This window comes from Streptomyces sp. NPDC031340 (assembly GCF_055569945.1).
This window is the reverse complement of the sequence record NZ_JBVIIE010000001.1, coordinates 95402-115977: the sequence shown is the minus strand read 5'-3', so window position 1 is coordinate 115977 and position 20576 is coordinate 95402. Positions and strand designations below refer to the sequence as shown.

Annotated in this window: 19 protein-coding genes; 6 read left to right on the top strand and 13 right to left on the bottom strand. The window is 73.0% G+C overall.

The genetic code is table 11. The features are described 5' to 3' along the window. Positions 1–8 precede the first annotated feature (8 nt). Both ACZ5GT_RS00505 and ACZ5GT_RS00500 read right to left on the bottom strand, forming a co-directional pair. Positions 9–704, bottom strand: a complete 696-nt coding sequence (locus ACZ5GT_RS00505; protein ID WP_469011961.1) for a class E sortase — start codon at positions 702–704, stop codon at positions 9–11. A 23-nt stretch (positions 705–727) separates the two neighbouring features. Beyond that, positions 728–1507 carry a DUF881 domain-containing protein gene (locus ACZ5GT_RS00500; protein ID WP_469011958.1) on the bottom strand — a complete coding sequence of 260 codons (780 nt, stop codon included), beginning with the start codon at positions 1505–1507 and terminating at the stop codon, positions 728–730. A gap of 140 nt (positions 1508–1647) precedes the next feature. Between ACZ5GT_RS00500 and crgA the strand changes: the two genes are divergently transcribed. Further along, positions 1648–1902, top strand: a complete 255-nt coding sequence (gene crgA / locus ACZ5GT_RS00495; protein ID WP_469011956.1) for a cell division protein CrgA — start codon at positions 1648–1650, stop codon at positions 1900–1902. A 316-nt stretch (positions 1903–2218) separates the two neighbouring features. Here crgA and ACZ5GT_RS00490 read toward each other — a convergent pair whose 3' ends face one another. Then, the gene (locus tag ACZ5GT_RS00490) at positions 2219–3106 is read right to left on the bottom strand and encodes a rhomboid family intramembrane serine protease (protein ID WP_469011954.1); all 888 of its coding nucleotides are present in this window, start codon (positions 3104–3106) and stop codon (positions 2219–2221) included. A 220-nt stretch (positions 3107–3326) separates the two neighbouring features. Next, positions 3327–3860: a peptidylprolyl isomerase gene (locus ACZ5GT_RS00485; RefSeq protein WP_469011952.1), complete on the bottom strand. Its 534-nt coding sequence runs from the start codon at positions 3858–3860 to the stop codon at positions 3327–3329. A gap of 385 nt (positions 3861–4245) precedes the next feature. Here ACZ5GT_RS00485 and ACZ5GT_RS00480 point away from each other — a divergent pair, with 385 nt between their 5' ends. After that, a complete protein-coding gene (locus tag ACZ5GT_RS00480) occupies positions 4246–4947 on the top strand; it encodes a DUF5324 family protein (protein ID WP_469011950.1) in 702 nt (233 codons plus the stop codon). Positions 4948–5062: 115 nt separating this feature from the next. Here the strand turns inward: ACZ5GT_RS00480 and ACZ5GT_RS00475 are convergent, their stop codons facing one another. Then, complete coding sequence (locus tag ACZ5GT_RS00475; RefSeq protein ID WP_469011948.1) at positions 5063–5734, bottom strand: restriction endonuclease; 672 nt, start codon at positions 5732–5734, stop codon at positions 5063–5065. Positions 5735–6175: 441 nt separating this feature from the next. On the opposite strand from ACZ5GT_RS00475, the gene ACZ5GT_RS00470 reads away from it, so the two are divergent. The 4 genes from ACZ5GT_RS00470 (at position 6176) to ACZ5GT_RS00455 (ending at position 10807) form a co-directional block, all read left to right on the top strand. Next, positions 6176–7363 carry a 3-deoxy-7-phosphoheptulonate synthase gene (locus ACZ5GT_RS00470; protein WP_469011946.1) on the top strand — a complete coding sequence of 396 codons (1188 nt, stop codon included), beginning with the start codon at positions 6176–6178 and terminating at the stop codon, positions 7361–7363. A 33-nt stretch (positions 7364–7396) separates the two neighbouring features. Beyond that, complete coding sequence (locus ACZ5GT_RS00465; RefSeq protein ID WP_469011944.1) at positions 7397–8167, top strand: 2,3-dihydro-2,3-dihydroxybenzoate dehydrogenase; 771 nt, start codon at positions 7397–7399, stop codon at positions 8165–8167. An 88-nt stretch (positions 8168–8255) separates the two neighbouring features. Beyond that, positions 8256–8879, top strand: coding sequence for an isochorismatase family protein (locus ACZ5GT_RS00460; protein ID WP_469011940.1), 624 nt, complete (start codon positions 8256–8258; stop codon positions 8877–8879). Between the two features lie 5 nt (positions 8880–8884). Continuing rightward, a complete protein-coding gene (locus ACZ5GT_RS00455) occupies positions 8885–10807 on the top strand; it encodes an anthranilate synthase family protein (RefSeq protein WP_469012407.1) in 1923 nt (640 codons plus the stop codon). 448 nt (positions 10808–11255) lie between these two features. On the opposite strand, the gene ACZ5GT_RS00450 is transcribed toward ACZ5GT_RS00455, so the two are convergent. The 8 genes from ACZ5GT_RS00450 to ACZ5GT_RS00415 all read right to left on the bottom strand — a co-directional run bounded on the left by ACZ5GT_RS00450 (position 11256) and on the right by ACZ5GT_RS00415 (position 20527). Then, on the bottom strand, positions 11256–12668 hold the full coding sequence (locus ACZ5GT_RS00450; protein ID WP_469011936.1) for a nitrosuccinate lyase: 1413 nt from the start codon (positions 12666–12668) through the stop codon (positions 11256–11258). Beyond that, positions 12665–12940 carry a hypothetical protein gene (locus ACZ5GT_RS00445; RefSeq protein ID WP_469011933.1) on the bottom strand — a complete coding sequence of 92 codons (276 nt, stop codon included), beginning with the start codon at positions 12938–12940 and terminating at the stop codon, positions 12665–12667. Before ACZ5GT_RS00445 ends, ACZ5GT_RS00450 begins: the two co-directional genes overlap by 4 nt. Next, entirely contained in the window at positions 12937–14970 is a 2034-nt protein-coding gene (locus ACZ5GT_RS00440; RefSeq protein WP_469011931.1) for an FAD/NAD(P)-binding protein, read from the bottom strand. Before ACZ5GT_RS00440 ends, ACZ5GT_RS00445 begins: the two co-directional genes overlap by 4 nt. Continuing rightward, a complete protein-coding gene (locus ACZ5GT_RS00435) occupies positions 14967–16556 on the bottom strand; it encodes a class I adenylate-forming enzyme family protein (RefSeq protein ID WP_469011927.1) in 1590 nt (529 codons plus the stop codon). The genes ACZ5GT_RS00440 and ACZ5GT_RS00435 overlap by 4 nt, the downstream gene beginning before the upstream one ends. Positions 16557–16629: 73 nt before the next feature. Next, positions 16630–17361 carry an SRPBCC family protein gene (locus ACZ5GT_RS00430; RefSeq protein ID WP_469011925.1) on the bottom strand — a complete coding sequence of 244 codons (732 nt, stop codon included), beginning with the start codon at positions 17359–17361 and terminating at the stop codon, positions 16630–16632. Positions 17362–17417: 56 nt separating this feature from the next. Further along, positions 17418–18395 (bottom strand): NADPH:quinone reductase, encoded by a 978-nt coding sequence (locus ACZ5GT_RS00425; RefSeq protein WP_469011924.1) that lies wholly within the window; start codon positions 18393–18395, stop codon positions 17418–17420. A gap of 189 nt (positions 18396–18584) precedes the next feature. Beyond that, positions 18585–19535: an NAD-dependent epimerase/dehydratase family protein gene (locus tag ACZ5GT_RS00420; protein ID WP_469011922.1), complete on the bottom strand. Its 951-nt coding sequence runs from the start codon at positions 19533–19535 to the stop codon at positions 18585–18587. Beyond that, on the bottom strand, positions 19532–20527 hold the full coding sequence (locus ACZ5GT_RS00415; protein WP_469012402.1) for a ScbA/BarX family gamma-butyrolactone biosynthesis protein: 996 nt from the start codon (positions 20525–20527) through the stop codon (positions 19532–19534). Before ACZ5GT_RS00415 ends, ACZ5GT_RS00420 begins: the two co-directional genes overlap by 4 nt. Positions 20528–20576 lie beyond the last annotated feature (49 nt).

Genomic DNA, 20576 nt, shown 5'->3' with positions numbered 1-20576 from the left:
GCACCAGACTAGCGGCGCAGCGCCCCCGGCCTGCCTGCCTCCACGGGCCGCGTGGAGTCCAGATGTGCCCACACGATCAGCCGGTGACTGTGCCCCCACTCCGGATCGCAGGTGGTCAGCGTCAGATAACGGCCCTCGCGCGTATACCCCGACTTACGTGGCACAGGGTCGATCACCTCAACGTCCGTCGGAACTGTTTTGTAGGGCCCTTTGTCGATCCGATACGTGAACCAGGTGGTCCCGTCCGTGAGCACCACGGCGTCCCCCCGGCGCAGCCTGGGGAAGTCCTTGAACGGGTCGCCGTACGTCCGCCGGTGACCGGCCACCGCGAAGTTTCCCCGCTGGCCGAGCCGGGCGGTGCCCGCGTAGTGCCCGAGCCCCTTCTTCAGCGTGTCCACCGCCGTGCCCTCCAGGACCGGCTTGTTCCACGTGAAACCAAGACGCGGGATGTACATGATCGCGAAGGCCCTGCCCGCGACATACGGCGCCGGTCCCTTCGCAGCCGGGGCCGGGGCCGGGGAGGTGCCGGCCGCCACCGACGGGACGCTCTGTCGTGCCCACCGGTCCTGGAGGACGTCGATCTGGTGAGCCATCGCGCCGTCCGCCCGCACACCCGTCCAGAACAGCACATAGGCGACGAACAGCACGATCAGGGCGCCCACGGTGATGCACAGCTCGCTGACGGTCCTGACGACGACGCGCACCGGCAGCTCCTGAACGGCTCAGCTCACCCCACGGGCTCGGCGTAGTGCAGATCCACTGTGCCCGAGTAACCCGGCAGAGTCACCGTCCCGTCGTCGGTGACTTTCCAGCCCAGGCCGTAGACGTTCACGTACACCATGTAGTTCTGGATCGCCGGGGAGTCGGACAGCGCCTTGTTCAGCTTCTCCGGATCACCGACCGCCGTGATCCTGTACGGCGGCGAGTACACCCGGCCCTGCAGGATCAGCGTGTTGCCGACGCAGCGCACGGCACTGGTGGAGATCAGCCGCTGGTCCATGACCTTGATGCCCTTGGCGCCGCCCTGCCACAGCGCGTTCACCACCGCCTGGAGGTCCTGCTGGTGGATGACCAGGTAGTCCGGCTGCGGCTCGGGATAACCGGGCAGCTTGGCGGTCGCGTCCGGCGGAGCGTCGTTGAGCGTGACCGTGATCGCCTCGCCGGTCAGTTTCTGTGTGCCCGCCCGGTGCTCCAGGGCCTTGAGCTTCTCGTCCTCCGCCTTGGTCCTGCCGTCGTCGCGCGCCGCCAGTGACTCCACCTCGCCGCGCAGCGAGCCGTTGGACTCGTCCAGCTCGCCGTTCTTGCGGCTGCGCTCCTGGATGAGGTCGGAGAGCTTCAGCAGGGAGGTGTCCGTGCGGATGTTGGTGCCCTTGGCGGTGTCGAAGCTGGTGAAGAAGATGAGCCCGGCGAGCGCGAAGACGGCCACCGTGAGCACCCGCACGGGCCGGAAACGGCGCTCGCGGGCAGGGGTGGATCCGGACTGGGGAGAGTCGGCAGAATTGCTCAACGTACCCTTATCTCCTTCGGCGCCGCGGAAGCACTACGCTAACGGACGCCCGGGGGAGCGCTAAGAGTCCCCTTGTACCGCCCCGGAGCCCGACCCAGTTACCTGCGCGGCCACGCAGCGCATCGACAGGAGAGACCCTCGTGCCGAAGTCACGTATCCGCAAGAAGGCCGACTACACGCCGCCGCCCGCGAAGCAGGCGACCGCCATCAAGCTGAACAGCCGCGCCTGGGTCGCGCCCGTGATGCTGGCCATGTTCCTCATCGGGCTGGCCTGGATCGTGGTGTTCTACGTGACCGACGGCTCGCTGCCGATCGACAAGCTGGACAACTGGAACATCGTGGTCGGCTTCGGGTTCATCGCGGCCGGCTTCGCCGTCTCCACCCAGTGGAAGTAGCGCCGCACCGGGCCGTCCACCGCCGGACGCACCGCTGAGACCGGACGCATCGCAGGGCCCGCGGACGCACCGCGGGGCCGACGGGATCGGCGGGTTATCCACAGATCGCGGAAGTATCCACAGGCCACCTGGGGAAAAGAAACGACGATCTGTGGATAACTCCCCGCCCATTGACACCGGTACGACTGTCACACCGCCACTCGGATGCCTGTTCGCCCCCTGCCTGACCTGCGTAAACGCGGGTCGGGTCAGGGGGCGTACTGCTTCCCGCACTCCATGCACAGGAGTGGCCACACGCTGTGGACAACCGGGCACCTCAGGTGAGCTGAGCCGTCCTGAGCAGGGTGATGACGACCACGGCGACGAGTACCACGGCGCAGGTGCCGTACTGCACGAGGGCGCGGTGCCTGCGGGGGGCGTGGACCATCGCGTAGCCGGTGATCACGCCGGCCACGAGACCGCCGATGTGCGCCTGCCAGGCGATGTTGCTCCAGCCGAAGGTGAAGATCAGGTTGATCACCAGCAGGGCGATGATCGGCCGCATGTCGTAGTTGAGCCGCCGCATCAGCACGGCGGTGGCGCCGAAGAGGCCGAAGATCGCACCGGACGCGCCCAGCGAGGGCTGGTTCGGGGCGGCGATCAGGTAGGTGAGGGCGCTGCCGGCCAGCCCCGAGGTGAAGTAGAGGGCGAGGTAGCGGGCGCGGCCGAGGGCGGCCTCCAGCGGGGCGCCGAGCCACCAGAGGCTGAGCATGTTGAACAGGATGTGGATGTAGCTGCCGTGCAGGAACATCGGGGTCAGCAGCCGGTACCACTGGCCCTGGGCGATCCCCTGCACGGAGCCGAGGACGGGGACGTAGGCCTGTCCCAGCATCTCGAAGCGCTCGGTGAAGCGGTCGCCGACGGCGAGCTGGGCGAGGAAGACGGCGAGGTTGACGGCGATCAGCACCTTGGTGACCAGCCGCGGGTCGGCGGCGACCGTGCCGCCGGCGAGGGTGCGGGGCCTGTTGGCGGCAGGTGCGTGGCCGGTGCCGGAGCCGCCTCGGGCGCACTCGGGGCACTGGAAGCCGACCGAGGCGTTCACCATGCACTCGGGGCAGATCGGGCGCTCGCAGCGGGTGCAGCGGATGCCCGTCTCGCGGTCGGGGTGGCGGTAGCAGCCGGGCAGGCTCGTGGCGTCCTGCGAGCTGCTTGCCGCGTGTTCCATGGCTTCCCCTCGGTCGTCCGGCGGGCGGTGAGCGCGTACCGGTTGTGCGCATACGCACCGCCCCGCCCATCTTTACGGATGAGCGGGGCGTTTGGTTCCTGCCCTGCCGACTGATTCCCGCTCTGCCGGAGCGCGCCCGGCGGACGCCGGGTCAGTGTCCGGCGGATGCCGGATCAGTGGTGACCGGCGGGTGCCAGGGCAGTGCCCGGCGGGTGCCGGATCAGCCCTCGCGGGTCTCGACGACGACCGACTCGATGACGACGTCGTTGACCGGGCGGTCGGTGCGCGGGTTGGTCTGGGTGGTGGCGATGGAGTCCACGACCTTCTGGCTGGCCGCGTCGGTGACCTCGCCGAAGATGGTGTGCTTGCGGTTCAGCCAGGTCGTCGGGGAGACGGTGATGAAGAACTGCGAGCCGTTGGTGCCCGGACCGGCGTTGGCCATGGCCAGCAGGTAGGGCTTGTTGAAGGAGAGGTCCGGGTGGAACTCGTCCTCGAACTGGTAGCCGGGACCGCCGGTGCCGTTGCCCAGCGGGTCACCGCCCTGGATCATGAAGCCACTGATCACCCGGTGGAAGACCGTGCCGTCGTAGAGCTTGTCCGTGGACTTCTGGCCGGTGGCCGGGTTGGTCCACTCGCGCTCGCCCTTGGCGAGCTCGACGAAGTTCTTGACCGTCTTGGGGGCGTGGTTCGGCAGGAGCCGGACTTCGATGTCGCCGTGGTTGGTCTTCAGGGTGGCGTAAAGCTGCTCAGCCACGATCTGCCTTCCGTTGTCTTCCTGTGACTCCCTGATCCTCGCACGGTCCGGGCCGCGCGTCGCCCGTCGGCCGGTTCCGGGCGCGGTCAGAGGGGAAGTCGGTGGGGAGAACAGGGCGAGTGCGTCCGGTTCGGGGGCGCTCGACAACCATCCGTGGCATTGTCGACGACAAGCACCCCTTGCACCGTATTCATCCTCATATCCGACTGTCGACTCTTGATCGGCTCATGAGCGGCTCGCGATCGGCTCCGCACCGCCGGACGGCCCCGAGTCGCGCCGCATGACCCGGATGCCCGCTCTCACATGCCCCGGGGTCCGTCGGCAGGCATGATCCGTAAAAGGGTGGAAAGTCGAAATACCGTACGCCACCGAGGAGGAGGAACCCGTGACCCGCATCGACAGCGTGCGCGCCGCGACCGGTTCGGCGAAGGACAGCGTGCTGCACGCCGCGGAAGTGGTGGCGCCCTACGCCGACACGGCCAAGGACAGGGCCGCACACTACGCACACGAGGCACGCGTACGGCTCGCGCCCAAGGTGACGCTGGCCGCAGAGCAGGCCCGCGCCCAGTACGGCGTCCATGTCGCACCGCGCTTGGAGCAGGCACGCGCGCACGTGCCGCCGAAATTCGACCACGCGGCCCATGAGGCCGCCGAACGTACGCGTTCGGCTGCCCGGCAGGCCGCCGACTACTCCCGGCCGAAGATCGATCAGGTCGTGGCCGTGGCCGGTCCCGCCGGCGCCGAGGCCGCGGCGCGTGGTGCGGCCGCGCTGGCCGCGCTGCGCAGCCAGGTCACGGCGCAGCAGATCCAGAAGCTGGTCCGCAGGCAGCAGCGGCGGGCGAGGGTGGGCCGTCTGGCCAAGGCGCTGGTGGTCTTCGGCGCCGTCGCGGGCGGTGCCTTCGCCGCCTGGAAGTGGTGGGACAAGCAGGCCAACCCGGACTGGCTGGTCGAGCCGCCCGCCGCGACCGAGGTCCCCGAGTCGAGCCGGCTCACGTCCGTGGACGGCACCGGGCCTTCGGTGCTCGACCCGGAGGTGCAGGCCAAGCAGGCCGAGGAGGAGGCAGCCCGGCGCGACGAGGGTCAGTGAGAGCCGGCCCTCGCGGGAGAAATCCCGTATTAGCCGCGAGGCCCGAAACCGCGACCGTTCTTCGCGGTTTCGGGCCTTTCGCATGCGCGCGTGCCGTCGACCTTCCGGGGATCCGTTATTCCGGGGCGTTGAGGGCTTTCAGGGGATTTCCCGGGCTCCGTTCCAGCCTTTGCAGCCGGGCGTGATGCCAGTGGAGCCGTCGTTCGACGCGCTGGACGCCGGCTCGCAGGGCGATCAGTTCCCTGCGGTGTTCTCCGGAGGTTTCGATCAGGGCGTTGAACAGCGGCACCACGGTCCTGCCGAGGATGTGCGTGATGCGCTCGTCGATGCGCTGGTCGATGCGTGCGTCGAGGGAGTCGGCGGGCCTGTGGACAGAGTTGTCCACAGGCTGTGCACGGGCCAGGTGCTCCATGTCGAGCAGATACGCACGCACCTGACCTGCGACATCGCTGTCCCGCAGGAGCATGGCGACGTTGAGGACGGCCCGGCGGGAGAAGATGGCGAGGGAGCGGGTGCGGGACTGGATGCCACTGAGGTTCTTGAAGGACCTCAGTTCCTCCCCGATCAGCAGTCGGTAGCCGCTGGCCTCCAGTTCGCTTCGGTGGTCCTTGATCAGTGACTTGACGGCTTCGAGGCCGACGTCGAAGTACGCCGCGACCATCGCCGTCGTCACGTGCATGCCGTCCGGCAGCAGTGACAGTGCCTTGACCCGGTCGAGGACGTCCGTGCGGTCGAGGACGCTCTTCCGCAGGGTGCTGGATTCCAGAAGCACCGATTCGTCGATCATGTTCTGCCCGTTCCGTGAGCGGTGCGGCCGCGTGGCGGCCGGGGCAGAGCTGTGGCGCCCGCCCCGTTCGATCAACGATTCGTCAGATGAGAAGACACGATCTCTATTCACGGGCGCCCGGCCGGAAATACCTCACGCCGTATGCCGCATTGGCCGCATTGCCCGGCCGGTGAAGCGATATACCGCCCTGCGGAGCATAAGCGCCCGCCTGTGCGTCAGGGGGTTTTCGAGGCATTGTCTGTCATCTTTACCCCGCACCTGACCTACTCTCACCTCACCCTTTGCCGCCGGGATGCGCACTGACCACCATGGCGGGACCGCTGTGGTTCCGGTGTTTCGGGGTCACGTGTCGGCAGGATCTGGCGGCAGTGCGTATTCGTTCCGTGAGCCTGTCACCGAATTCCCGCCGTCTCAGCTCACCATCGCAACGGGAGACGACCAGTGACAGTGACGACAGGGGACGGAACTCTGCTCGACCCGCGGGCACACCCGCCCCTGCAACAGCCGGACTGGGGCGAGGACCCCCGACTGCCGGCGGTGCGGGAGGAACTGGTGCTGAGCGATCCGCTGGTGGCCTCCTCGGACGTACGGAGACTGCGGGCGCTGCTCGCCGAGGTCGCGGCGGGGCGTGCGCTGGTGGTGCAGGCCGGCGACTGCGCGGAGGACTTCGCCGAGTGCACCGGCGATCACGTGGCACGCAAGGCGGGACTGCTGGAGGCGCTCGCCGGTGTGCTGACCGCGCGGACGCGGCTGCCGGTGGTGCGGGTCGGACGGATGGCCGGCCAGTTCGCGAAGCCGCGCTCCCGGCCGACCGAGCGCGTCGAGGGCGTCGAACTGCCCGTCTACCGCGGGCACATGGTCAACTCGCCGGTTCCCGAACGGGCCGCGCGCCGTCCCGACCCGTTACGTCTGCTGCACGGCTACACCGCGGCCCGGCAGGCCATGGAGCATCTCGGGTGGCTCGGGGAGCGGGGCGGGCCGGGCGGCGGGGAACCGTCGGTGTGGACCAGTCACGAGGCCCTGCTGCTCGACTACGAGATGCCGCTGATCCGCTGCGATGAGCACGGCCGGCCGTTGCTGACCTCCACCCACTGGCCGTGGATCGGCGAGCGCACCCGGCAGCCCGACGGCCCTCATGTCGCCCTGCTGTCCGACGTGGTGAACCCGGTGGCCTGCAAGGTGGGCCCCGACACGAGCGTGGGCGACGTGCTGCGCCTGTGCGCGCGGCTCGACCCGCACCGCGAGCCCGGGCGGCTGACGCTGGTGGCCCGGATGGGCGCGGACCTGGTGGGCGAGCGCCTGCCCGCGCTGGTGTGGGCGGTGCGGGCGGCCCGGCATCCGGTCGTGTGGCTGACCGATCCGATGCACGGCAACACGGTGAGCACGGAGTACGGGCTGAAGACCCGCCGTGTCGAGGCCGTGATCGCGGAGGTGGAGGCGTTCCAGCGGGCCGTGCGGTCCTCCGGCGGTGTCGCGGGCGGCCTCCATCTGGAGACCACGCCGCAGGACGTCGTCGAGTGCGACCTCGGCCTCACCGGGGACCGCGGACGGCTGTCGTACACGACGCTGTGCGATCCCCGGCTCAATCTCGGCCAGGCCGTCACCGTGGTGTCGGCCTGGCGGTCCTAGCGGTTCCGGCTGTCCCAGTTGCGGGAGGTAACGATGGAGAACCAGGTCGCCGTGGTCACCGGCGCCGCCGGCGGTATCGGCGCGGCGGTCGCCCGGGCGCTGTGCGAACAGGGAGCGGTGGTCGCCGCGTTGGACCGTGACGCCGACCGGCTGGCGGAGACGGTGGAGAAACTGCGCGGCGACGGGTACGACGCGCACGCCTTTCCGGTCGACGTGACCGACGGCGCGGACGTGGAACGGGTCGTGGACGGCGTGGAGAGCACCCTCGGGCCCGTCGGCCACCTGGTCAACGCGGCCGGTGTGCTGCGTCTGGGCGGGGTGCTGGACTACAGCGACGAGGACTGGCGGGCCACCTTCGGGGTGAACACCGACGGTGTCTTCCACATGTGCCGGGCCGTCGTACGGCGCATGGTGCCGCGGGCCGCCGGCTCGGTGGTCACCGTGGCGTCCAACGCGGCGGGCACTCCCCGTACGGCGATGGCGGCGTACGGGGCCTCCAAGGCAGCGGCGACGATGTTCACCAAGTCGCTGGGGCTGGAGGTCGCCCGGCACGGCATCCGCTGCAACGTGGTGGCGCCGGGGTCCACCGACACCCCGATGCTGCGCTCCATGTGGCGGGACGAGAGCGGGCGGACCGGCACCCTCGAGGGCGATCCCGGCGCGTTCCGCACCGGCATACCGCTGGGCCGCATCGCCCAGCCGTCGAACGTCGCCGACGCCGTCGTCTTCCTGCTGTCCGACCGGGCCCGCCACATCACCCTGCACGTCCTGACCGTCGACGGCGGGGCGTCCCTGGGCGGCTAGGCCCCTGTCCTACGCCCCTTGCCGATCTCACTCCCGTTTCGCTGGTTTCGCTGGTTTCGCTGGTTTCGTCGAAAGGATCCCGTCGGCCATGGCAGGCATACCCACGATCGCCCCCTATCCCCTGCCCGGCGCGGGCGAGCTGCCCGCGAACACCGCCGCGTGGACGGCCGATGCCGGGCGGGCGGTGCTGCTGCTGCACGACATGCAGCGGTATTTCCTCGCCCCGCTTCCCGAGACCCTGCGCGCGGAGCTCGTCGCCAACGTCGGGACGCTGGCCGACCGGGCCCGGGCCCTCGGCGTCCCCGTGGCCTACACCGCCCAGCCCGGCGGCATGAGCCCCGAACAGCGCGGTCTGCTGAAGGACTTCTGGGGTCCCGGCATGCGTACCGCGCCGGCCGACCGGGAGATCGTCGACGAGCTGGCGCCCCGGGACGGGGACTGGCTGTTCACCAAGTGGCGTTACAGCGCCTTCTTCCGCTCCGACCTGCTGGAACGCATGCGGGCGCACGGCCGTGACCAGCTGGTGGTGTGCGGGGTGTACGGGCATGTGGGCGTGCTGATGACGGCCGTGGACGCCTTCACCCACGACATCCAGCCGTTCCTGGTGGCCGACGGCGTCGCCGACTTCGGCGCGGCGGAGCACCGTACGACCCTCGACTACGCGGCCCGGCGCTGCGCCGTGGTCACCACCGCGAAGGAGGTCTTCGCATGAGCGGCATGAGCGGCATGAGCAGCACGAGCGGCGGCTGCGGCGACGGCGGTGGTGGTCTGCTGGACCGGGTGCTGGCTCCCGGCGGTCCGGGAGTGCCGTACGCGCTGCTCCACCGGCCGGAGTCGACCGGTCCGGGCCTGCTCGACGTGCTCACCGGCGAGGTGGCGGAGGTCGCCCGCCTCGCCGACCTGCCCGTGGGGCGGGAGCCGGGCGCCGGGCGGCACGAGGTGCTGGCGCTGGTGCCGTACCGGCAGATCGCCGAGCGGGGTTTCGCCGCCCCGGACGACGGCACGCCCCTGCTGGCGATGACCGTCACCGGGCAGGAGACGGTCCGCGTGCACGACTTCCTCGCGCGGGCCCCGCGCACGCCCGTGCGGCTGGCCGGCGGGCACTTCGACATCGGCGACGACGCGTACGCGGAGCTGGTCCGGCGGATCGTGCGGGACGAGATCGGCACCGGCGAGGGCGCCAACTTCGTCCTGAAACGCACCTTCGTCGCCGACCTCACCGACTACGGCCCCGCCACCGCGCCGGCACTGTTCCGGCTGCTGCTGACGCTGGAGTCGGGCGCGTACTGGACGTTCCTGGTGCACACCGGCGACCGCACGCTCGTCGGAGCGACCCCGGAACGGCACATCAGCGTGCGCGAGGGCGCGGCGGTGATGAACCCGATCAGCGGCACCTACCGCTACCCGTCCACCGGTCCCACCCTCTCCGGCGTCCTCGACTTCCTCGCCGACCGCAAGGAGGCCGACGAGCTGTACATGGTCGTCGACGAGGAGCTGAAGATGATGGCCCGGATCTGCGACGACGGGCCACGCGTGGTGGGCCCGTACCTGAAGGAGATGGCGCGGCTCGCGCACACCGAGTACTTCGTCGAGGGCCGCACCGGCCGCGACCCGCGGGAGATCCTGCGCGAGACGCTGTTCGCGCCGACCGTCACCGGCTCCCCGCTGGAGAGCGCGGCCCGGGTCGTCGAGCGGTACGAGCCCGACGGGCGCGGCTACTACAGCGGGGTCGCCGCGCTGATCGGGCGGGACGCGCGGGGCGGGCGGACGCTCGACTCGGCCATCCTGATCCGCACCGCCGACATCGACGCGGGCGGGCGGCTGCGGCTGTCGGTGGGCGCCACGCTGGTACGGCACTCCGACGCCGCCTCCGAGGTCGCCGAGACCCGCGCCAAGGCGGCGGGGATGCTGGCCGCGCTGGAGGCGGAGGGGCCGGTGCGGTTCGCGGACCATCCGAACGTGCGGGCGGCGCTGGAGCTGCGCAACGCCTCGCTGGCCGGTTTCTGGCTGGCGGACGGGGCATCCGAGACACGGACGGTGCCGCAACTGGACGGCGGCCGGGTGCTGATCGTCGACGCCGAGGACACGTTCACCTCGATGCTCGGGCAGCAGCTGGGTTCACTCGGGCTGGCGGTGACGGTACGCCGTTTCGACGACGCCTACTCCTTCGCCGACCACGATCTCGTCGTCCTCGGCCCCGGACCGGGGGATCCGCGCCGGCGCGCGCATCCGAAGATCGCGCATCTGCGCGGCGCGGTGGACGCGTTGATCGCCGGGCGCCGCCCGTTCCTCGCGGTGTGCCTGAGCCACCAGGTGCTCGCGACGCGGCTGGGTTTCGAGCTGGCCCGCCGGGACGTGCCGAACCAGGGGGTGCAGCGCGAGGTCGACCTCTTCGGCACGCGCGCACGGGTGGGCTTCTACAACACCTTCGCGGCCCGATCGCACGGCGACCGGGTCAACTGCGCGGGCGTCGGCCCCGTCGACGTCTGCCGCGACGCGGACACGGGCGAGGTGCACGCGCTGCGCGGGCCGCACTTCGCGTCGGTGCAGTTCCATCCGGAATCGGTGCTCACCCAGGACGGGCCACGTCTGCTGGGCCGACTGCTGGCCGGCCTGCGGCCGGCGGTGGCGGTCGGGTGACCTCCCCCGGTACGGCAACGGGAAAGGGGCCGGCCTCCCTCCATCGGGAGACCGGCCCCTTTCGCGTCGCGGGACCGGGTTCTGGTCGTGCGGTCGCGTGCCGACCGCAGGCCTGCGGCTGGTGCTCCGGCCACCGGGTGCTGGTCGTAGAGCTGGGCGTCGGTCGTGCGCCGGGTATTGGCCGTCGGAGCCTGGCGCCACCGGCCGCAGGCTCAGGTACCGGCCGCAGGCTCAGGTACCGGCCGCAGAGCCGAATGCCAGCCGCAGAATCGGGCGCCGGTCGTGGGGTCGGGTGCGGTTGCAAGCCCACCCACCGGCCCGAGAACCAAGTACCGGCCCAGAAGCAGGCACCCGCCCCAGGATCAGCCAGCGGCCGCAGGCCCGCGCACCGGCCGTTGAGGCGGCGGCCGGTGCGCGGGACGGATTCGGGGGGTGGGTCGGGGGCCGGTCAGGTGGTTGCCGTGTGCAGGGCGCGGTCGACCAGTTCCGCGGCGGCTCCGGTGTACGTCGCCGGGTCGCACAGGGCGGCCAGGTCCGCCGGGTCCAGTGCGAGGCCGGGGACCTCGGCCAGGAGGTCGGCGAGCGGGCGGCCGGTGCGGGCGGCGTCGGCGGAGAGGCGGGCCAGGAGTTGTCGGGCGGCCGCCTTGCCCAGGCGGGGGGCGAGAACGGCTGCGACGCGTTCGGAGGCGATCCCGCTGCCGGTCAGGGCGAGGTTGGCGCGCATGCGGTCGGCGTGGACGTGCAGGCCCTCGGTGAGTTCGACGGCCGTGTGGGCGGCGCCGCCCGCGAGCCGCAGGCACTCACGCAGCGGCAGCCACTCGGCGTGCCAGGCGCCCGCGGACCGCTCGTCCTCGCTCATCAGGCACTGGGTCAGGCCGGCGGCCAGCGCGGGGACCTGGAGGGCCGCGCTGCGCAGCAGCGTCGCCAGGACGGGGTTGCGCTTGTGCGGCATCGCGGAGGAGCCGCCGCGAGCGGCCCCGCCGGGCTCGGCGACCTCACCCACCTCGGTGCGCACCAGCGACTGCACGTCCAGGGCGATCTTGCCGAGCGCGCCCGCGGTGAACGCCAGGGCGGCGGCGAGGTCGGCCACCGGGGTGCGCAGGGCGTGCCAGGGCAGCACCGGCCGGTCCAGGCCGGTCTCGGCGGCGTAGGCGTCGACCAGGCGGTCCAGGTAGGTGGCGCGGTCGAAGGGGCCGGCGGTGTCGATCGCCGCGTACTCGAGATAGCCGGCCAGGGTGCCGGCGGCGCCGCCGAGCGAGACCGGCAGCGCCACGGCGGCCAGGCGCTGCCGGGCGTCCAGCAGGAGCCGCTGCCAGCCGGCGGCCTTCAGGCCGAAGGTGGTGGGAACGGCGTGCAGGGCGAGGGTGCGGCCGGCCATCGGGGTGTCGCGGTGGGCGGCGGCGAGGACGCCGCACGCGGCGGCGGCCCGGCCCAGGTCGGCGACCGTCAGGGCGCGGGCCCGGGCGGCGACCAGCATGCTGCCGGTGTCGAGGATGTCCTGGCTGGTGGAGCCGCGGTGCACGTACTCGGCGGCGTCCGGGTCCACGTCGGCGACCGCGCGGGTGAGCGCCCGCACCAGGCCGACGACGGGGTTGGCGGTCTCCCGCGCGGCGAGCGCGAGGGCGCGCGGGTCGAGCCGGCCGGCCCGGGCGACCTCGCCGATGACGTCGGCGGCCCGCTGCGGCAGCGTGCCCAGCCGGGCCTGCGCCCGCGCGAGCGCCGCCTCGGCGTCGAGCATGGCCTGCAGCCAGGCCCGGTCGCCGACGGCGGCCTCGACGGGCGTTCCGGCACGGACCGGCGAGAGCAGACCGGCGTCCACGAGATCGCCGGGCCCGGCGTCGGCGGGGGCGGCGGCGCTCACGCGGCCACCCCCCGCGTGACGCCCCGCACGACCGGCCCCGATCCGGCGCCCCGGAGACCGCCCCGCGCCGCGGCCCCCGACGGCGGCTCCCCGTCCGTCGCCCGCACCGCCAAGAACATGAGGACCGCCCCCGCCCTGGCACCGGTGAAGCCGCGCCGCGCCACCACCTCGGCCACGAACCCGACGCCGGCCCCGGCTTCGGCCTCGGCTCCGATGTCGAAGCCGGCCTGGACTCCGGCGGGGCGACCCGCGTGTGCGGCCGCCGTGCTCACACGATCACCTCCGTCACGTCCGTGCCCGTGCCCATGCCCGTGCCGGCGTCCGCGTCCGTCCCCACCGGGTGGATGCCCGACGGCGGCCGGGCGTGGGGCGGGAGGGCGAGGACCGCGCGGGCGATGGCGTCCGAGTCGCCGAGGGTGACGGAGTCGACGCCGGGGCGGATGCCGGCGGCGGTGACCCAGTGCACGGACTCGGTGGGGACGCCGTAGGCGAAGCGGCGCGGGTGGGCGCGGCCGCGGGCGTCGAGGAGGCGGTAGGGGCGCTCGGTGACGGCGAGGCCGCCGGTCTCGTAGCTCGGGCCGTGGGCGCTGTCGATGCGGTACGGCGCCGCCTGCTCGGTGCTCAGCAGATGCTGCAGGAGCGGGTCGTCGGTGCGGCGCAGGTCGGGTTCCGGCAGCCGTGCCTCGATGAGGACGGTGGCGCGGACGGGCGGTCCCGGCACCGTCTCGGAGTCGGCGACGAAGGCGGGCGAGCGGGTGTCGATGCGCACCCGGGTGCCCGGCCCGGTGACGGTCAGCACCCCGGCCTCGATCAGCGCGGTCATCTCCTCGATGCGGGAGGCGGGCGGGCCGATCGACAGGAACGCGTTGAGCGGGGTGTACCAGCCCTCCAGGTCGTCGCGGTGCGAGGCGCCGTCCAGGCCGCCGTGGTCCACCGCGAGCCGGATCTCGTTGCGCAGGTCGCGCAGCACGTCGAGGGCGGCCTTCAGCGGGCCGCGGACGTTTCCGGCGCGCGCCTCGCGCACGTCGTCGCGCAGGTGCTCCAGCAGCCAGTCGCGGAAGTCGTCGCGGTCGGCGAAGATCCGGTCGCCGTAGGGGCGGGAGAGCTTCTCCCAGTCCCAGCGTTCGGCGGCGGGGATGCCGAAGGCGTCCAGCAGCGCCGTCTCCTCGTCCTCGGGCAGCGCCAGGTACCGCTCGACGAAGCGTTCCTCCTCGGCGCCGCGGCCGCGGGCGCGCAGCAGGGTGCCGTAGTAGACGCTCTCGACCTCCTTGCGGATCAGCGGCCACAGGTCGCCGGTGAAGTCGATGCCGGGGCCCGCGTGCCGCGCTCCGGTGCGGCCGCGCAGGCGCGCGACGAAGCCGGGGGTGAGCAGGCGCGGGTGGTGGCGGCCGTGGGCGCCCTTCTCGTTCTCGCCGCGCGCGTGGTAGGGCACGCCGCGCCGGGAGAACGCGTACAGCCGCGGTTCGTGGCCGGAGGGCAGGTACGTCAGGCCGCCGTCGTCGCGGCGTACGAAGGAACCGCCGCGGCCGGCCGTGAACAGGGCCATGTGGTCGAAGAAGTTGAGGCCGAGACCGCGCAGCAGCACGGCCTGGCCCGGCTGTACGCCGCTGAGGTCGAGGTCGGCGGGGTTGGCCGGGGGGAGATAGGTCAGGTAGTGGATGCGGGCGAGGCTGGCGGTGCGGGCCTCGCGCGGGCTGAGGCGGGCCGGTACGTGGCCCTGGGCGAGGACGATCGCGTCGAGGGTGTTGAGGCGGGTGCCGTCCTCCAGACGGACGCCCTGCGGGCCGCCGGGCACGCCGTGGGTGTCGGCCATCGCCAGGGCCCGGCTGCGGTGGACCCGCACCCGGACGTGGGCGGGCGCGCCGGCGACGATCTGCTGGAAGCAGTCGCGCAGGTAGCGGCCGTAGAACGCGCGGGTGGGGTAGGTGTCGGGGCCGAGGGCGGCGGCCTCCTCCAGGGTGTGTTCGTCGTAGTCGCCGAACTGGCCGAGGACGGACAGGCTGCGGGCCCACTCGTGGAGGCTGGGGCCGGGTTCCACGGGGCCCTCGATGTGGACGGAGTCGTCGGTGAAGACCGTGATCTGCGAGGCCACGGTGTTCATCAGCAGGTGGCGGGACTGCTCCGGGCGCCAGACCGTGCCGGCGCCGGGGGCGGCGGGGTCGACGACGTGCACGACGACCTCGTCGTGCGCGGGCGTGCGGCGCTCGTTGGCGAGCAGCCGCTCCAGCACGGACAGGCCGCGCGGGCCCGCCCCGATCACGCAGATCTCGGTGCGGGTGTGGTCGGTGCGGGTGCCGCTCACGCCGGTACCTCCCGCGCGGTCCGGTCGGTCTGGTCGGTCCGGGCGGTCAGCAGCCGGGCCAGCTCCAGCCGTTTGATCTTGGTGGTGGCGGTCTGCGGCAGGTCGCGCTGCCGCCACTGCACGGGCTCGCCCAGGGCGGGCAGGCCGTCCAGGGCGGCCTGCCACCGGGCGCGGTCCAGCGGCAGGTCGTCGCGGGTGCACACGACGGGTGAGGGGGCGCCGTCGGAGCCGGGCACGATGATGACCTCGGTCAGTTCGGGCAGCCGGCCGAGCAGCTTGTCCTCGATCTCCAGGGTGCTGTCGATGCCGGGGATGCGGTCGACCTCGCGGTCCAGCAGGTGCAGGCAGCCCCATCTGGTGCGGTAGCCGAGGTCGCCCATGCGCCACCAGCCGTCGTTGACCTGCTTCTGCCAGCGCGGGTGCTCGCCGAGGTAGGTGAGGACGCGCCCGTCGGTGCGCACCTCGATGAAGCCCGGGTTGGCCTTGCTGACCGGGTTGCCGTCGCGGCTGACGACGCGCACCCCGGTCATGCCGGGGAACGGCATGCCGACGCAGCGCCCGTCGAAGGGGTGGCGGTCGGTGTAGGTGCGGGCGGCGACGGGGCCCACCTCGCTCTGGCCGTAGATCTGGGCGTAGCGGGGATTGCGGCGCTCGGAGGCGCGCAGCATCGTGGCGACGGTGCGGGGGTGGATGGCGTCGAAGGTGCTGGAGAAGTACTTGACGTGCGCCAGCGGGCGGCGCGGGTCGTCGGCCAGGACCTCCCAGCGCAGCAGGGTGTTGGGGTGGGTCTCGACGATGCCGGGGCGGACCCGGGTGAACAGTTCGGCCACGGCGGCCGGTTCGTCGTCGCGCAGCATGATCAGCGGGTGGCCCTGGAGGAGGGAGATGGGCATCGCGGTGAACAGCCGGGAGTGCACGAACGACATGTGCATCGCGACCGGTTCCCGCTTGTCGATGAGGCGGACGACGCTCGCCTGGGGGCGGTAGCGCGCCTGGAAGGTGCGGTTGGTGTGGACGGCGAGTTTCGGGATGCCGGTGGTGCCGGAGGTGTGGGTGATGAGCACCGGGTGGTCCGGGGACATCGTCACCGGGTCGACGCGGGGGGCGTCGGCCAGGTCCGCGAGGGCGGTGGCCCGTTCGTGGCGGCCGGCCGCCAGCAGCACCCCCTGGGTGAGGCCGGCGATGTCGTCGGGCAGGTGGTGGTCCAGCTTGTCCCGGTCGGTGATCAGGTACGGCTTGTTCACCCGGCGCACGAGTTCGGCGACCGTGGCCCCGTCCAGCTTGGGCGAGAGCAGCACGGCGGTGGCGCCGACGCGGGCCACGGCGACCGCGAGCAGGGTGATGTCGAACCCGTCGGACTTGTGCAGCACCACCCGGTCGCCCGGGCGGACCCGGGCGGCCCACAGCCGGGCGGCGAAGTCGTCGACGAGCGTGGCGAGTTCGGTGACGGTGGCGCGGCGGCCGAAGCCGGGCGCGCAGTCGAGGTCGTGGTCGAGCACCACGAAGTTCGCCGGAAACCTGGCGGCCGCCCTGTCGAAGAGGGTGCCCAGCCGGATTCCGTTGTTCGCTATCCGCTGCAGAAACATGTGCGTTCCTCCCGCAGTGCCGCAGAGGCCGGGCCGCCGGTGACCGACGGGACACGATGTGAGGCCGCTGTGCTCAGCCCTGCTGTTCGTTGACCTTTTCCGGGGCCTTTTCCATGGCCTTCTTCGCGGACTCCGCTGCGGCCGTCTCCGCGGCGTTCTCCGCAGCCTTGTCCGCAGCCTTGTCCGTGGCCTTGTCCGTGGCCTTGTCCGTGGACTTTTCGATGACCTGCTTGATGCGCCGTACCGTGGCGGCGAGATCCTTTTCGAGCTTCACGCCCCATTCGGCGACGAAATCCCGGCGTGCGACTTCGTCGAGTTCCGCGGTGATCGAGCGGATTCCCTCGGTGGCGCGGCCCATCCGGAAGTGGTGGACGAGCGTGCTGGTGCCCGGACCGGTGCCGGGTCCGATGTCGAAGCCCCAGACGCTCTCCTGCCTCTCGCCGGCGGCGGTGAGCATGGCCCAGCGGAAGGTGCGGCCGGGTTCGGCCGCGACGACCTCGGCCTCCGTGTACCAGGTGCCACGGACCACGGGGGCCCAGCCGACCACCTCGGGCGAGCGCTCGTTCTCGCCACGGAAGACGGTGCCGACGGCGGCGGGCGGGCCGCCCTGCCAGGTGCCGCCGCGGCATTCCTGGCTCCATTCGCGACTGCGCGGCAGATCGCTGACGACGGAATAGATTCCGTGCGGATCCGCGGCGACCTGGATTTCCGCCCGGAACTCGAACAGCGGCACGATGTCGATGACGGATGCGGCGCCGATGCCGGCGCCGGACGCAAACGCGTGGGCAATGCTTTCGGTCGTCATGCCGGAAATCCTCGCGACCGCCTCCGGGTACGGTCAACGCGTCCTTTGAGGGTGCGTCAAGTCCCGACGCGGAGAATCATTTTGCCGGGTACTTCGCCGTTTTCCAGGCGGCGGTGCGCCTCGGCCGCCGCGTTCAGCGGCAGCACCTGTGTCGCGCGGGGAGCGAGGGCCCCTTCCGCGGTGAGCCGGCCGACGGCGGCGGCGGCCTCGGCCAGTTCCGGGACGGTGGCGTGCGAGATGGCGAAGCCGTGCACCGAGCACTCCTTCAGGTACAGGGGGCCCGCGGGCAGCGCGGGGCGCGCGCGCAGGCCGGCCAGCAGCACGATCCGGCCGCGCCGCGCCAGCGCGCCCACGGCGAGCGGGAGGTCGTTGACGCCGGCCGTGTCCAGCCACACCCCGGCGCCGGACGGGCAGGCCGCCCGGATCCGGGCGGCCAGGTCGGGCCCACGGTGGTCGACGAACTCGGCGGCGCCCAGGAGGCGGCAGCGGCCCTCGTCGCGCGCCGAGGCCACCGCGACGACGCGGGCCCCGGCGCGGGCGGCCAGCACCACCGCCGCCCCGCCCACATTCCCGGCCGCGCCGACGACGACCACGCTCTCCCCGGCCCGCAGCCGGCCGTGGGTGAACAGGCCGAGGTGGGCGGTCGCCGCGCCGTGCGCCACCGCCACCGTGTCCAGCGGGTCGGCGCCGGGCGGCAGGTGGTACAGCCGGTCGACGGGCACCACCGCCAGTTCGGCGGCGGCGCCCTGCCGCCCCTCGTGCCCCAGGCTGTTGCACCACACCCGGTCGCCGGGCGCGAAGCCGGGCGCGCCGGGCCCGGCCGCGGCGACCGTGCCCACGAGATCACGGCCGACGACGAACGGCAGCGGGACGGGGGTACGCCAGGCGCCGGAGCGGACGTAGGTGTCGACGTGGTTCACGGCGACCGCGTCGACCGCCACCAGGACGTCCGTGGGTCCGGGCACCGGGTCGGGCAGCTCTCCGTGCCGGATGACCTCGGGCGGGCCGAACCGGTCGATGTACGCAGCGAACATGGGCGGGTCTCTCTCCGGAATCCGGGCGGGGCGGGCCCGCGGCAGCACGCGGCCGCAGCGGTACGACGACGGCGGTACGAGGACGTTGGTGGGAGGGCGGCGGGGGGACGGCGGCCGCGGGGGAGGCGGGCGGCGGGGAGCGGGCGCGTGGAGTGCGGCATGGGGCAGGCGGGCCGGGCGGCGGCGCCGTCAGGTGCGGGTCCGTGTCGCGAGGTGCCGCCGGTACCAGGGGGCCGCCTCCGCCAGCCGCGCCGCGTGGCCCGGTCCGGGCGGGCAGCCGGTCAGGGACCACAGCGCGCCGCGGTACCAGCGGTCCTCGGCGATCAGCCTTGCCTGGTGCGCGCTGACGGTGCCGGGCGCCTCGGCCAGCCGGGCCAGGTAGGCGTCCAGGGGCAGGCCGGCCGACGGGACCGGCAGGCCGAGGGTGTCGCCGAGCAGGCCGGTGAACTCGCGCAGGGTGAGGGTGTCCGGGTGGGCGGCGTGATGGACGGTGCCCGGTGCGACGAGGTCGGGAGTGCGGGCCAGGGCGGCCAGCAGCCGGGCCAGGTCGCCGACCGCCACCAGCGACAGCCGGGCCCTGCCGTCCTCCGGCAACGCCGGTACGCGCTGGAGGAGTTCGGCGAGGGAGGGGACCACCCACACGTCCCCGGCGCCGTACACCAGCGGCGCCCGGACCACCGTGCCGCCCGCGGCGCGCACGGCGCGCTCGGCCAGCAGCCGGGTGCGGCTGGTCGCGGAGGCGGGCGCGGGCTCGTGTTCGTGCTCGGTCAGGCCCCGGTGCGGTCCGGCGCCGTGGACGGCGGTGGTGGAGAGCAGGACGGTGCGGCGCACACCGGCGCGCGCGGCCTCGGCGAGCAGGGCGCGGGTGCCGTCGACGTTGACCGCCCGGCACCTGTCCTCGTCGCCGCCGATGTAGGAGGCGCAGTGCAGCACGGTGTCCACGCCGCCGCACGCCCCGCGCAGGGAGCCGGGATCGGTGAGGTCGCCGCTGGTGTACTCGACGCCGGGCACCGCGTCGGACGGGAACGGCTGCCGGCGCACCAGCGCCGTCACCGTGGACGCGTCGTCGTGGGCCAGCGCCCGCAGCGCCGCCGAGCCGATGAACCCGGTGCCGCCGGTGACCAGGATCCGCCCGGTCACGACGCACCGTCCGCGACCGGACGCACCGTCAGCACGCCTGCGGCGGCGACCTCGTCGTCCTGTACGAGGGTCACCCGGACCGGAAGGCCGCCGCCCGGGAGCGGCTGCCCGAGGGATGCGGTGACATGGCACGGACGGTCGAGTTCCACGTACCGGCGGAACCCTGCGTCCAGGGCGGGGACCACCATGTGCGGGCAACCGGTGGCCAGTTGGGCGGCCTGCCGCATCGCCTCGACGATCGCGCGGCCGGGCAGGTGGTCGCTCTGGCTGTCGAAGACGACCGGGTGACCGCGCTCGGCCCGCAGCCGCCACACCCCGGGCGTCCCGGTGGCCGCGAGCAGCACGTCCCGTGCCCGGGTCCGCCCGGCCAGCGCGGGCGTCACCGGCTCGGGGGCGTCGACAGCGGCGGGCGCCGTGACGGCAGCGGGCGCCACGACGGCCGCGGGCCCCGTAACGGCGGCGGGCGTCACGACGGCGGTGGGCGTCGCGGGGCGGGACGGGCGCAGTCTGCGGTAGGCGGCCCCGGTGACGCAGGTCGCCGAGGCGCCGCCGCGGCCGACCCGGAGGCCGCCGCGCCAGAGGTCCACCTCCAGGTGGAAGGAGGCCAGCCGTCCGCCGCGCCGCCGCACGTCGTCGCACCGCACGACCACGGTCGCCGGGGAGAGCGGGACGCCGGCCGCGAGGACGTCGCCGGGCACCTCGTACCGCAGGTCCCAGAGCAGGAAGTGCAGGTCGGTCGGGGCGCCGTAGGCCATGTGCGCGACGGCCGCGCCCGCCTGGCGGATCGTCTCCGCCATCAGCATCGGGTTGTCGCCACCGCCCGCGACCGGGCCGAACAGCGCGTGGGCGCGGGGCCAGCGGGCGGCCATCCGGTGGGTTCCGTCGGCACCGGTCTGGAAATGGGTGACCAGGACGTCGTCGTCGGCACTCCGGTGCAGGAACTCCCGTGGGATCGGCAGGCGGGTGGAGCGGTCCGGTGGGGCTAGGAGCATGGTCACGAGTGGTGACCCCCTTCAGCGAGTGGCCCGGTGCCAGTGTGAC